The sequence below is a fragment of the Vibrio sp. 14N.309.X.WAT.E.F5 genome, from assembly GCF_030397615.1.
GTDB classification, from domain to species: domain Bacteria; phylum Pseudomonadota; class Gammaproteobacteria; order Enterobacterales; family Vibrionaceae; genus Vibrio; species Vibrio lentus.
In genome coordinates this window covers 116,718-130,920 of the sequence record NZ_JAPNXR010000005.1, presented here as the reverse complement: position 1 = coordinate 130,920, position 14,203 = coordinate 116,718, and the positions used below count along the sequence as shown (strand labels likewise).

General features: G+C 44.3%; 9 protein-coding genes. 5 read left to right on the top strand and 4 right to left on the bottom strand.

The features are described from left to right. The first annotated feature begins 88 nt into the window (after positions 1-88). A complete protein-coding gene (locus OW495_RS08065; RefSeq protein WP_102513795.1) occupies positions 89-2,503 on the top strand; it encodes a glycosyl transferase in 2,415 nt (804 codons plus the stop codon). A 73-nt stretch (positions 2,504-2,576) separates the two neighbouring features. Here the strand turns inward: OW495_RS08065 and OW495_RS08060 are convergent, their stop codons facing one another. Beyond that, complete coding sequence (locus OW495_RS08060; protein WP_102513796.1) at positions 2,577-3,524, bottom strand: aldose 1-epimerase; 948 nt, start codon at positions 3,522-3,524, stop codon at positions 2,577-2,579. 64 nt (positions 3,525-3,588) lie between these two features. Here OW495_RS08060 and OW495_RS08055 point away from each other — a divergent pair, with 64 nt between their 5' ends. Further along, positions 3,589-6,663 carry a GH116 family glycosyl hydrolase gene (locus OW495_RS08055; protein WP_102513797.1) on the top strand — a complete coding sequence of 1,025 codons (3,075 nt, stop codon included), beginning with the start codon at positions 3,589-3,591 and terminating at the stop codon, positions 6,661-6,663. A 96-nt stretch (positions 6,664-6,759) separates the two neighbouring features. Beyond that, complete coding sequence (locus OW495_RS08050) at positions 6,760-7,773, top strand: substrate-binding domain-containing protein (RefSeq protein ID WP_076667278.1); 1,014 nt, start codon at positions 6,760-6,762, stop codon at positions 7,771-7,773. A gap of 198 nt (positions 7,774-7,971) precedes the next feature. Here OW495_RS08050 and OW495_RS08045 read toward each other — a convergent pair whose 3' ends face one another. Both OW495_RS08045 and OW495_RS08040 read right to left on the bottom strand, forming a co-directional pair. Beyond that, positions 7,972-9,600, bottom strand: a complete 1,629-nt coding sequence (locus OW495_RS08045) for an ABC transporter ATP-binding protein (protein ID WP_102513798.1) — start codon at positions 9,598-9,600, stop codon at positions 7,972-7,974. A 12-nt stretch (positions 9,601-9,612) separates the two neighbouring features. Beyond that, positions 9,613-10,107: a hypothetical protein gene (locus tag OW495_RS08040; RefSeq protein WP_017111389.1), complete on the bottom strand. Its 495-nt coding sequence runs from the start codon at positions 10,105-10,107 to the stop codon at positions 9,613-9,615. Positions 10,108-10,348: 241 nt separating this feature from the next. On the opposite strand from OW495_RS08040, the gene OW495_RS08035 reads away from it, so the two are divergent. Next, entirely contained in the window at positions 10,349-12,709 is a 2,361-nt protein-coding gene (locus OW495_RS08035) for an ATP-binding protein (protein ID WP_017111390.1), read from the top strand. Between the two features lie 188 nt (positions 12,710-12,897). Here OW495_RS08035 and OW495_RS08030 read toward each other — a convergent pair whose 3' ends face one another. Next, the gene (locus tag OW495_RS08030) at positions 12,898-13,644 is read right to left on the bottom strand and encodes a flagellar brake protein (RefSeq protein WP_102383783.1); all 747 of its coding nucleotides are present in this window, start codon (positions 13,642-13,644) and stop codon (positions 12,898-12,900) included. 274 nt (positions 13,645-13,918) lie between these two features. Here OW495_RS08030 and OW495_RS08025 point away from each other — a divergent pair, with 274 nt between their 5' ends. Then, a complete protein-coding gene (locus OW495_RS08025; protein WP_029223601.1) occupies positions 13,919-14,203 on the top strand; it encodes a GNAT family N-acetyltransferase in 285 nt (94 codons plus the stop codon).

The following is a 14,203-nucleotide window of genomic DNA, read 5'->3' as shown; positions in this document are numbered from 1 at the left end:
CAATTTAAATCAGTCATTGAGCTGACACCAACCAACTTACGACAAATTGTTTTGGCTCCTCCTGATTTGGGAGGGGCTAGGGATAGTGATGATGAAATTCGGATATTTTGACGATAAAAACAAAGAATACGTAGCAACCACACCGTGTACACCGATCAAATGGTGTAACTATGTCGGCACATTAGATTTCGGTGGCATTGTAGATAGCAACGGTGGCGTCCTGTTGTGTAAGGGCGATCCTGCACTCAACCGTATCACTAAGTACATTGCTCAACTGCCAAACTCAGATTTTAAAGGTTCAACAATGTACCTCAAGGTACGTGATGAAGAGGGCAACGTGGAAGTATTCTCACCTTTCTACACGCCAACTTTAAAGCCGTTGGATAAGTTTGAAAACCACACCGGTTTGTCATACACAACCATCATTGCAGAAGCGTTTGGTGTGCGTTGTGAAGCGACGTTCTTCGTACCAAAAGCTGACCAAGTACTGCTACAAGATATAAAAGTAACCAACATTTCAGACAAAGCACTGCACGTTGATGTGGTACCTGTGTATGAATTCACACACTTCGATGCGCTTAAACAGCTACTCAATGCGGACTGGGTTCCACAAACCATGACGCTAAAAGCACACCAACAAGAGTCGGGGCATACCGTGCTTGAGCAGTATGCTTTCATGAAGCGTGACTACGCGGTGAACCTGATGACAGCGGATCGCCCTGCGACGTCTTTTGATGGTGATCGCCAATCGTTCCTAGGTAATTTGGGCTACGGTACATGGGCAGCGCCAGAAGCACTAAACAATGATGAATTAGGCAACACCGAGTGTTTGCGTGGCGACAACATTGGTGCACTGAACCTGCGTCTAGGTTGGTTATCTCCAGAGCAGACCGAACGTACGATTGTACAAATCGCGCAAGAACAGAGTCTAGAATCAGCATTGCCTCTATTGGCTAAATATCGTGACCATCAAGTGGTCGATTCTGCTTTCGCTGAACTGGCTGAACATTGGGATGGTTACCTACAAGCGGTTCAGGTTGAAACGCCAGATCCGGCAATGAACTCGATGCTGAACGTACATAACCCACGTCAGTGTCACACAACCAAAAACTGGTCTCGTTACCTGTCTCTGTATCAGCTTGGCTATGGTGCTCGTGGTATCGGTTTCCGTGATTCTTCTCAAGATACCTTGGGTGTGATTACTCACATGCCAGAAGAAGCGCGTGAGTTCATTGAGCGTCTGCTGTCTGTACAAAACACCAACGGTTCTGCGATGCATCAGTTCTTCCCATCAACGATGGAAGCGAACGCGGGTGACTCTCGTGAAGAGGAAGATCGCCCGGATTACTACGGTGATGATCACCTGTGGATCATCTACGCGGTGACGCAATATGTGAAAGAAACGGGCAATGCAGACTTCTTGAATAAAGAGATCCCGTTCTATCAAAAAGACAAAGCGGGCAACCCAGTTGAAACTGGAACGGTTTGGAACCACCTGTGCCGCGCGATTGAATTTACCTACACCAATACTGGTGAGCACGGCCTACCGTTATTAGGTTTTGCTGATTGGAACGACACGGTAAACCTGCCAACGGGTGCTGAGTCGATGATGGTGGCGAACATGTACGGCAAAGCACTGCTCGACATGTTGGACTTGTGTGAGTTGCGTGGTGAAGCGCAACTGACGGCTAAGTTTAACGATCAGTACCAACAGATGCAGAGTACAGTCAATGAATGCGGCTGGGATGGCGAATGGTTTGTTCGTTACTTTGATGAGCAAGGTTTGCCAATCGGTTCTCATAAAAATGAGCAAGGGCAGATTTACACCAACGGTCAAAGCTGGCCCGTAATTTCTGGTTTCGCGACTCAAGAACGCGCAACTCAAGCTCTAGATTCGGTTTACAACAAGCTGAATACAGCGAATGGCATTAAGCTTTCAACACCGGGTTACAACGGCTTTGATCCGCAGCTAGGTGGTGTTTCAACTTACCCACCAGGTGCAAAAGAGAACGGCGGTATCTTCCTGCACTCTAACCCTTGGGTGATGATCGCAGAAGCGAAAATGGGCAACGGTGAGCGTGCTTATGAGTACTACCGTCAAATCAACCCAGCTTCTAAGAACGACGACATCGATACCTTCGAATCTGAGCCTTACTGCTACCCACAAAATATTTTGGGTGATGAACATAAGCAATTTGGTTTAGGCCGAAATGCATGGCTTTCAGGTACTTCATCGTGGACATACGTTGCGGGTACGCAATGGATTCTGGGTGTTCGCCCTGAAGTGGATGGCTTGCTGGTGGATCCATGTATTCCGGCTGAGTGGCCTGAATTCAAAGTCCGCCGTCAGTTCCGTGGTGCGACATACCATATTCATGTCACGAACCCGAATAACGTATGTAAAGGTGTGGTTGAGATGAAGGTGAATGGTGACCTGATTTCAGGTAACAAGGCGCCAGTGTTTACATCTGGTGAGCACACCATCGAGGTGATTTTAGGTTAACAAAGAGAAGGGCGCTTTATGCGCCCTTTATTGCTTTTTGGTTTCTCTTTAGTGTCGCTTTATTTTGGTTGCATCACTGTGGTTGATAGCTGGCTTGGCATTGCCAAGTAAAGGTCTGAGATTGGTTCGGGCTAAGCGTCAATAAGCCTATCTGGTTATTGAATGCATCAGCTGGGCAAGTCATTGGTTCTATTGCAATACTTTGTTCGCTAGTCGGCGTGTACAGCTGAACGAATGGGTAGCTTGCATCTTGTTGATAGCGAATTGCGGCAGACGAATCTGAGCGCGTAAACGCAAGTTGATTGGTTGTCTTGGAATCAAATTCAAAGCAGTGATTTAAGCTTTGATTGGTGAGTGAATCCTCCAAAGACAAACGGTCAAAAGCGTGTTTTTCGCCATTGGGTAGGTCGTTTTCGTGTATGACCTCAGAGCAAGGCGACATAGCGAGTCCACATTGTGCTAGCTCAGTGCCGAGTGAGAAATAAGGGTGCCAAGCATCACCGTATGGGAATGCAGAATCACCAAGATTAGAGACGGTCGTTGAGGAAGTGAGTTTACCCGTGATATCGACAGTGAAGGTGACTTCAAGGTTGAACGCAAACGGGAAAGCAGGATGCAAAGATGACGTTTGATACTGCAATGTCACACTAGCGGATTCTTCAGTGGCTACGCTGTTTGTGATTGAAAAAGGTTGGTTGTAGAGCAGGCCGTGTACGGCGTGATCAGACCAAGGAAAGTTAGCTGGGAGTTGATGGTTTTGGTTATCGAAACTGTAACGACCTAAGTTTAAACGGTTTGGAAAAGGGAATAATTTAGCACTGCGGGAAAAGAACGGATGTTGGTTGATCAGTTCATCATAATTCTGATAACCACAAATAAAAGAGAATGGACTGTTATTTACGGTATATTTATTAATAACAGCACCAAATCCATTGATTATTTGAAGTTCTATACCATGTTGGTGGTTTATTAATGTGACTGAGTCAATATTTCCAAATTTTTCATTTATAATTTTAAACATGTTGATGTCTCCATTTTAAAAAGATATTAACAAGAAGAAAAAAATATTCAATGGCGGTTTTAAAATGAATAATAAAATTCCATATACGAGCTACTCAGGAAATTCGGAACACTTATGTAAAAAAGGTGATGCAGTTGAATTTATTCAACCTTGGTACACGCCAATTTCTACCACACCAGAAAATACCGGTATGGCGGTGGGCGGAATTGGTAACACATTTACACTGACGCCAAACGGGAAAACACCCAATTTCAGCTTTATTCCAGGAATATTTGTTGATTGTTCAGAGCAAGTTATTAATTTTAATGATTTTTATGCGTCGGTGATGAATGTGCCGACCATCGATACGCTGCAAGTCATTGATGAGCAAGAGCTGAGCGTACACCTAAACTTTTATCCTGCCTTGTTCGATGGCAAGAAGATCGAAAGCAAAAACATATCGAATGCGATTAACCTGATTCGAGCAGCATTAAAAAATGGTCGCTTCTACCAAGAAAATAAAGCTAACTTTACAAAGTGGAACGTTGAATTTTCAAATAAGACTCAATTGTTGATTGAAGAAGATTCTGGTTCAACAATTTGTCAATTATATGTCGCCTTAGATTTCTTTAATGGTTTATTAACAAATGATACAACGAAGTTATTATCACTTACCGATGATGATAATAATGATATAGATAGTGTTAATGGCAGCGATATAGAATATCAAGCTTTGTATCCATTAGCTGAATATAAATACAGCAGCTTCGAAGATATTAATATAAAGCGAAAGGTAGTATCTCCGATCGTTAAAGAGAACAAACGCCTTTGTTCATTACCGATGCACTGGAATCACTTCGAATTAACCAATAATTCAGCGCAAACTCGAGTTGTTACGCTTGCTCAACCGCTACAAAACTTGATTGGTTCAACTTATCAAAAAGGTCGTGATGGCATTCAAGATTCGGCTTGTACCTTATCTCAAAATCCGATCGCTCAGCAGCATGAAGTGGTTAACTTAAAAGGCGAAAGTCACAGTTTTACGGGTGTTCAGCTTTCTAGCCAATCGCCTTATCAGAGCGATATTGAAGGCGAGGTGGTGTTTGGTGTTCAAGCGGATAACCATTTGACGGAATCTGGCAAGGTCTCGATTTCTGTTAAGCCAACGCTTTACACCTCTAAGAGTGCTCAACAAACCGAGTTCGCACTGAAAACAGGCCGCACAAACACTGAGTTCCAAACCGGTATCTACACAGGGCGTGAAGCTCTGAGCGCATTGGTGGTGGTTCAGGTTGAATTGGAAGCGGGTGAGTCTGTTGATCTGCGTTTTGCACAGGTAATGGCGCACAGCAAAGTCATGCTTAATGGCTGGTATTCAGATAAGGCTTACACGCAGTTTTACCCGCAAGCGAAGCCGGCTCTGCCGATGTTAGAAGATGTATTACCAGAGCTAGAAGCGATTGAGCAACAGATCGTCGAGCAACAAACGTCCTTCTTAGAGCAAGCTCAAAGCAAGATATCGCAGCCAGAATCGGCATTGCGTTATGCGACGATGGCAATGAACTCATTGTCCTTCCTAGCCGAATCAACGGTATGGGATAAAGAAGATAAGTTCTTGGTGAAAGAGTGTGTCGACTACCCATTCTTTAACTCGCTGGACGTGTATTTCTACGGCTCATTCTCACTGCTATATTTGTTGCCTGAGCTTGATGGCTGTGTGATGAAAGAGTTCTCGAAAGCCATTTTGGCGGAAGACTTTACCGAGCGCCGATACTGGGAATACGAAGCGACGCCTAATGCCGAATTGATTGATGACAAGTACCAAGGCGTGCGCGCCATTCGAGGTGCGGTAATCCACGACTTGGGCAGCCCATTCGACATCCAGCCAGACGCTTACAGTTGGCACAACGTGAAAGAATGGAAGGACTTAGCGCCGAAGTACATTCTGATGGTGTACCGTCACTATCAAAACACCCAAGATATTTCAGTGGTTAAAGAGTGCTGGCAAGCCGTAACTGAAAGCATCGATTTCTTATCGAACTTGATTGCTGAAGGCGATGATTTACCGCTAACCCGTGGCACAGACGATACCTTCGATAACCTTGCGTCTCACGGCATCTCTATTTACTGCGCGAGCCTTTGGGTAGCTGGTCTACAAGCGGCAAGCGAACTTGCAAAATTGATGAATGAAAGCGAACTAGCCGCAGGCTACTTAACGCGCTCAAAAAAGGCGCTGGCGACGGTTGAGCAAAGCTTGTGGGATGAAAAAGAAGGCTATTACCACTTCTTCGTCACTCCCGTTCAAGCCAAGCATTTAACGGGTGAAGGCTACCAAGCACTGGAAACCTTAGGTCTGATTTTGACGGGTGATGCGATTGCTGACAAAAACACGCTCAATACCTATCTAAATGAAACGGATACCTCCATCAACATCAGTAAAGTATCTCAAAGAGTCTCTAAGAAACGCTTGCTGAGTGAGACCGCGCCACAAGCTTTTACACAAGAATACTTAGATTTAGTGCCAGATTCCGACAACAGCTTTGGCGATGCTTTGTTGGCCGACAGCTACCTTAAGCTCATCGGTTTAGAAGGTATTTTCCCGCAAGAAAATATCCAACGCGCATTGGACTATGTTTATAAGCATAACTTCGAAATTAACAGTCCTGAGTTGGGTGTTGCGAATATGACGTTAGCCGATGGCTCTCCACATGAAGCATTTCAGGCACAAGATGTGTGGATTGGTGTTCAGTTTAGTGTGGCAACAGCGTTGAACTTAGCGGGTAAATCGCAGCAAGCAGAAACATTGATGGATACCGTGTATACCGCACTCTATGACTATTCGAAAATTCCATTTGCAGCGCCAGAGGGGTTCAATTGCTCTGTGTCTGTCAATGAGAAAGATCTTATAGAAGCATTTAAATTGTCGCAAAATGATGCGAAAAACTGGCTAAGTGTACTTAAATATCAAAACTGTGTGCTGTCTGACGGTCGTATCAACCCAACATTGACGAAAGATACTGATAATTTTGTTAAAATGTTGAGCGGTGAAATCCCGTTAGAAAAGCTGGCTAGCCTGCACAAATGGCTACTGAGTACTGGCTTGAAATACACGGCTGGTCGCTACTTCAGACCGGGGATGATCTTCGCCTACATGTATTAACTTAATGACACGATTTTCAACGAAAGCAGTGGTATGCAGGTTGAAACTGATGGGGAGCTTAAAGCTCCCCGAATGTCACTTGATTAGGGTATCGAGATGCGCACTAAAACAAAAAAAACAACAGTATACGATGTAGCAAGACTGGCTGGTGTTTCTCCCAGCACCGTGTCTCGTTTCCTTAATCGAACCACTTATGTGTCGGATGATAAAAGCCAAAACATTGAGCAAGCCATTAAAGACACGGGCTACAAACCTAACTTCCAAATGCAAGAAAACACCAACCGACGCTCGCTCACTATTGGTGTCTTGGTGCAACACCCTGATAGCCCCTACACCAGTCGTATCCTTAACGACATGGAAAAAACGCTGATTGCTCAAGGTTATTCATTAGTGATCGCAACAGGGCATTGGCAGAAAAAGTTAGAAATGCACGCGTTGGAGTATCTGGCGAAAAGTAACGTGGATGGCATGATCATCGTGACAGGAAGCATTACGCAGGAAGAGATTGCTAAGTATGCACAAGACATCCCTATCGTGATGGTTGGCTACGATTTTGTTGAGAATAATGTCCGCTCCATCAATATCGACAACGTGTTGGGTGGCTATATGGCAACCCTACATTTACTGCAACAAGGACATGTGAATATTGCTCACATCAAGGGGTTATCAAGCCAGCCTGATGCAGGTAATCGCTTTGAAGGCTATAAGAAAGCACTTCAAGAGGCCGGTATTAAGGTGATGCCAAAACTGGTCAAGCAGGGCGATTTTAGTAGTGAATCTGGTTATGAGAAAACGGTAGAGTTGATTGAATCTAAGGTTCACTTCTCTGCCTTATTTGCAGCCAATGATCAAACCGCTTACGGCGCGATTAAGGCATTGCATGATCACGGTTATAAAGTGCCAGAAGATGTGTCGGTGATTGGCTTTGATGACTTGCCAACGTCGAAGTATTTCACGCCAGCGTTAACGACATTAAGACAACCGATTGAAGAGATTGGTGGAGTGTGTGCTCAGTCGATTTTGAACCTGTTATCTGGCGAGAGGCATGAAGCAAGGCTGCCACCCATTGATCTAATTGTTAGAGAGTCGACTAAGTCTTTGTATCGTTAGAAGAGAACAGTCCGATGTAGTGAAGTGACTAAGGCCTTTGGGCGATTATTTCCTTCCAGAAACGAAAAATGTCGCATCCATGCGACATTTCTCTTTTGGCGGCCAAACCAGTTTTGCTATATCCATTCTAGATTTCAATCCATTAGGAGATTATTCAGAATGTACTTATAAGACGCTGTTAATGTTAATTAGTTCAATTTAAGCGGCATTTTTTTTCGATTTATTTTCTAAGTCGAATGACGCCTCAATCAATTTCTTGGTGTAGTCATTTTTTGGGTTGTTGAAAATCTCTTCTGCAGAGCCCTCTTCCATCACTTCCCCTTTCTGCATCACTAAAACACGATCCGAAAGTGCCTTCACTACCGAAAGGTCATGGCTGATGAAAAGGAAACCGATGTTGTGCTTGGTTTGAATGTCTTTCAACAGGTCAATCACGGTCAGTTGTACTGAGCGATCGAGTGCTGACGTTGGTTCATCCAGCAAGATAAAAGAAGGTTCAAGAATCAGCGCACGAGCAATCGCGATACGTTGTCTTTGCCCGCCCGAGAACTCATGTGGATAGCGGTTAATTGAATTAGGTTCTAGACGTACTTCAATCAGCGCTTTACGTGCTCGTTCCAATCGTTCTTTCTTAGATAGTTGAGGTTGATGCACCGTTAAGCCTTCGGTAATGATTTCCCCAACTGTCATACGTGGTGACAAAGAACCATAAGGGTCTTGGAACACCATTTGTACATCTTTCTTGAGTTTATGGCGTTCTTTGTCGGTTAATAAACTGACATCTTGGCCTTTATAAACAATACGTCCGGTACTTGGTAGCAAGCCGATTAACGCTCGTCCCAGTGTTGATTTCCCTGATCCGGATTCACCCACAATACCCAAGGTTTCGCCTTGTTTAAGATTTAGCGAAATGCCTTTGACGGCTTCGAAGTACTGATTTTTGCTCTTGATAAAATGTGATTTAACCAAGAATTGAACTCGGATGTCGTCCGCACACAATAGCTCTGGGGCTGATGCCTCAACAGGAACCTTAGCACCTTTCGGAATCGAGTTAATCAGCATGCGTGTGTAATCGTGTCTTGGGTTTTCGAATAAGGCTTGAGTCACTCCTTCTTCGACCAGTTCACCTTTACACATCACCAGAACACGGTCTGCGAAGTGTTTTACTACACCAAGGTCATGGGTAATGAACAAAATCGCCATGCCCATCTTGCTTTGAATCTCTTTGATCAAAGAGAGCACTTCCGCCTGAACCGTCACATCCAATGCCGTAGTCGGTTCGTCGGCAATCAAAATGTCGGGTTCATTAATCAAGGCCATTGCAATCATGATGCGTTGCAGCTGACCACCAGAAAACTCGTGAGGATACTTAGTGTAGGCTTGCTCTGGCATTGGCAGATGAACAAGCTCAAATAGCTCAAGTACGCGTTGTTTGGCCTTCGACTTCGAGACCTTACGGTGACACATGATGGCCTCAGCTACTTGAATGCCTACACGCAGATATGGGTTCAAAGAGGTCATCGGCTCTTGAAAGATCATGCCGATTCTATCACCCCGAATCGACTGCATTTGGCGTTCTGTTTTTTCTAGTATCGATTGCCCTTCAAACTCTATTTGAGATTGAGGGTCAATAATGGCGTTATCAGGAAGCAAACGCATCAGTGCGTTGGAAGAGACTGATTTACCTGAACCCGACTCACCAACAATGGCCAAGGTTTCGCTGGAGTTAAGGGTAAAGTTAACCTTTTTAACCGCATCAATGATTCCATCATTGGTTGTGAAGCTAACGGAGAGGTTATTGACTTTGAGAATGGCCCGGTCCGACATGATATATCCTTATCAATTTAAGACATTAGGTGAAGATTGAACTTCTGACGTTGTTTTTAACTGCCCAAAATGGTGATGAGCACGCTGAATTTGTTCTAACTCAAGCATCCAATGTGAGCTGCGCTGAGCACTGCAAAAAGCGATCAAGTGATTGAGTAGATCTTCACTTTGCTTCTCCAGTAGTGAATAAGTCCGTTGAATCAGTTCAGTGCTTTCTAAAGAGATAAACTGCATCAGCGCGTAAGACTGATTCAATGTGTCGAAGGCTTGCTGTTGTAGCCCCTGACGGTTAAGAATTTCTGATTGAGCTACGCTTGCGTCTCTTAGCCCTGCCAATAGACAAGCAAACTGACAGGGTTTGATGTCGCTTTGGTACGCCGCGTCTTGGATGTGGTGAGGAAGAGAATTGAGAACATCACCATAAAGGCGTTGCGCTTCAGGCCAGTGACCTTGTTCCATTAACTGTTCAGCTTTTAGGTAGTGCATCCAGCATCGTTCAATTTCCATATCCACATCCTCAATTTATAATATCAGGAAATGTTAATGATATTTATTATCAATTGCAAATTAAAATCATTTACATGTTAGGTTGGTAAATAAAATAACCCTTTATTCTTAATAATCGGCTCAAATTGTGTGTTATTTGTTCAGTTGAACAGCGATGTTGCGTAAGTCACTAAATTTATAGGAAATTACATCTACACTGATTTTATCTACACCCAAGTAATAAAGGACTAAGGAGGCGGCCATGGCGATTCAAAGACTCAATACAGAACAGCTGTATCAGGTAGCAGAGCTAGAGAAGCTACCCTGCAAGTCGACCAAAGAACTGGCTCCAATTGACGAGATCGTCGGGCAAGAACGGGCGCAAAAAGCCGTTGAGTTCGCGATGTCAATTAAGGAAAAGGGTTACAACATTTACGCGATAGGACGCAATGGTCTCGGTAAACGAACCATGATCTTGCGTTATCTCAACCGTCACCCTCAAGAAGTCGAGGAGCTTTTTGATTGGTGTTACATCGCGAATTTTGAAGACATTCGTACACCTAAAGTGCTCAAGTTACCGAGCGGCGTTGGCAGCAATTTAAAGCAAGATATCGAAAAATTGATGCGTAAATTGCTTAAAGGTATGCCTCTTGCGTTTGATAACGAGATGTACTTTAGCCGTGCAGACAGGCTTAAAAACCAGCTGGCAGCGAAACAGCAAGCAGCGCTAGAAAGCATTAGCCAAGAAGCGAAAGAAAAGGGTATTAACCTAACGATTACCACTCAGGGCGATTACCAGTTTGTCGCAATGAACGGCGAGGAGCTTCATACAGAAGAGAGCTTTGATTTGCTTTCGCCGGAAGAACAAGATCAGTTCGATAAAACCATCGATGGATTGGAAGTGGGGTTACGAACCATTTCTCGAGAGCTGACTGAGCTTGAAGAGACGTACACAGAGAAAATTCAAAAGCTGAATGATGATACAGCAAGGGATGTGATTACCCACTTTGTTAAGCAGTTGAAGCAAGATTACAGCCAATATCCAGAGATCAAAAAGTACCTCACGGCACTGCGTAAGGATATTGTCGAAAACGCGGATATTTTCTTAGAAGAGAGCACCGAGCAAGCTGAAATCGCGACGGCTTCTCTGGATAAGAAAATGCCACGTCGTTACAAAGTTAACGTCATTGTTAGCCAAAAAGAGCAGTCTCTGCCGATTGTGGTCGAAGAGAATCCGAACTATCACTCGCTGTTTGGTTATGTCGAAACGGCGACATTCAAAGGCACGGTATTTACCGATTTTTCTTTGATTCGAGCGGGCAGCTTACACCGAGCTAATGGCGGCGTATTGCTGATGGACGCGGTGAAAGTGTTAGAGCAACCGTATGTATGGGAAGGGCTTAAACGTGCGCTACGTTCACGTCAACTGAGCTTCGCTTCATTAGAGAAAGAGGTGACCCTAACGGGCGCAGTATCACTTGATCCAGAACCGATTCCATTGGATGTGAAAATCATTTTGTTTGGTGATTATCGCACTTACCAATTGCTGCAGCATTACGATGCGGAGTTTGGTGAACTGTTCCGTGTGACGGCCGATTTTGAAGATGAGATGAAGCGTACTGCGGATTCTGAGATGCATTACGCACGCTTCATTTCGAGCATCGTACACGACAACAATATGCTGCATTGTGATCGTAAAGCGATTGCTCGCATCATTGAGCACAGCTCACGTCAGGCCGGTGACCAAGGCAAGCTATCGCTGCATTCGGCACATATTGCGAACTTGCTTCGTGAGTCTAACTACGTCGCGAGAGGGGCGAAATCGAACTTGATTCGTTCTACCCACGTTGACCAAGCACTGTCTAATCAACAGATGCGTGTTGGACGGCTGCAAGACAGTGTAATGGAGACGTTTACCAACGGTACGACCCTGATACATGTTGATGGTCAGGCTGTAGGACAGGTCAATGCGCTTTCGGTACTGAGCACCACCGATCATATGTTCGGTGCGCCAAACCGAATCACGGCAACCACCGCTTATGGTGATGGTGAAGTGATTGATATTGAAAGAAACGTAGACTTAGGTGGCAGTATTCACTCGAAAGGGGTGATGATCTTATCGGCTTATCTTTCTTCGGTATTTGGTAAAACAGCGAAAGTCCCGCTTACGACCAATATTACCTTCGAGCAATCGTATGGTGGCGTGGATGGAGATAGTGCGAGTATGGCCGAGTTCTGTGCGGTAGTGTCTGCTTTTTCTAAGCAACCGAACCGTCAAGACATCGCGATTACTGGCTCGATGAACCAGTTTGGTGAGTCTCAGCCAATTGGTGGCGTGAACGAGAAAATTGAAGGCTTCTTTGATGTGTGTGAAATCAAAGGACGTTCAAATGAGCAAGGGGTGATTATTCCGCGCTCTAACGTTCACAACCTGATGCTGCGCAGCGACATCGTTAAAGCGGTTGAAAAGGGCGAGTTCAACATCTGGGCGATTGATCATGTGACAGAAGCGATTGAGCTGTTCACGGGTAAAGCGGCAGGTGAGGCGAGCGATGAAGGGAGCTATCCTATCGATACTATCTTTGGTATCGCTCAAGCTAAGCTTAATGCTTTACGTAAGTAGCTGAATACGCTTTATAAATAGCTCAACGCGTTAGCTAAGTAAGGTCGGGTAAATAACCGTTATCCTTTGATTTAGCTAAAACGAAACAGCCATCGACATTATCGATGGCTGTTTTTTGTTTGGGTTCTTTGATCTTTCGACGTTTAGAGAGGCGCTCAGATAGATGTTAAATCGGAACTGATGAACGCTTAAGCATTACGTAGACGAAGCTTAGTGCCATCGAATTTGAGTTTACCCAGTAGATTCTTCGCATTGGCACGGCCAACATCATCAAATTCGACGCCGTAACGTGCGTAGTGTGTCGATTTTTGCAAATTACACACTATGCCTCGTAGCGGAGGAATAAATGGACCGTTGTAGTTTCCAGGGGTGATCTCGATAGACACTCTATCGGCGATCTGAATTGGTCGTGACGTGGGTGATGTGACAAAGCGACAACCACTTTTCGAAAGATCTCGTATCTCACAATTCATTCGCTGATCATTAAAGATGATTCTGGAGTCTAAATTCACTTCATAACGAGTTTCTTTACGAAGTTGAGTCACTTGCATCGTACTTGGGGTCGATAACACCAAAATTGGGAAAGGTTCGCCAATATTATGATGAATCTGACATCTAAAGTGGATAAGCGCGCCTTCTCCTCTTAAGGAATAAGCTCTGGCCGTCATCCAAAAACCTTCTTGGAAGAAAAAGCGTAGATCATCGCTTGAAACCTCAGGGACTTCAACCAAGATACAGTTCTCACTGTGTGTGCCGATAAACTTCGTGGTCGCTAGAAATTTAGTGCCAACTGGAGTCGATACGTTTAACGTCAGTTCACTGCCGTGTTCAATCATGGCAAGGGCATCGGTACTATTAATCGTGGAAATAGTGCGATTTCGAGGATCTTGAAGTGCCTGATTATGCTCCAAAGGCTTCTTCAGTGGTGCGTTCATTATGTTTCTCCATGCGCCAACATGCGTCTGTTAGTTATATTGGTAACTTGCTAACAAGGTGTTATTACGTGCTAGGTTTAACAGAAGTACTTTATATTAATTTATAGAGTGATGTTTTTATTTGCTAGTTTTATATGAAGCAGGTAACTCTAAATTATTTATTGTGTTTGTAAGTACTTAGTTTTATTTATATGCACTTGCGTTAGTCTATTACAAGGAACTGATACTTCAAACTTTTATTGTTTGGCGTACCAATTATTTACTGGAGTTGAGAATGAAGGCCATAAAATGGGACCAACAAGCTAGCCAGATCACGGTTGAGCTAGAACCAAACCAGTTCGCGGTTGTTAAGTATCAGAAGGATGGAGACGTGCTACATATTACTTCGACTCGTATCCCTGATGAACTGCAAGGCAAGGGCTTTGGCAAGGTGATGATGGAATCGGTATTACCTGAAATTGAACAAGCTGGTTTTAAAATTGTTCCAGTGTGCAGTTATGTCGTGCACTACATGAACAGACAAAAACAATGGTCGCATCTTCTATCCGATAAAGCATAG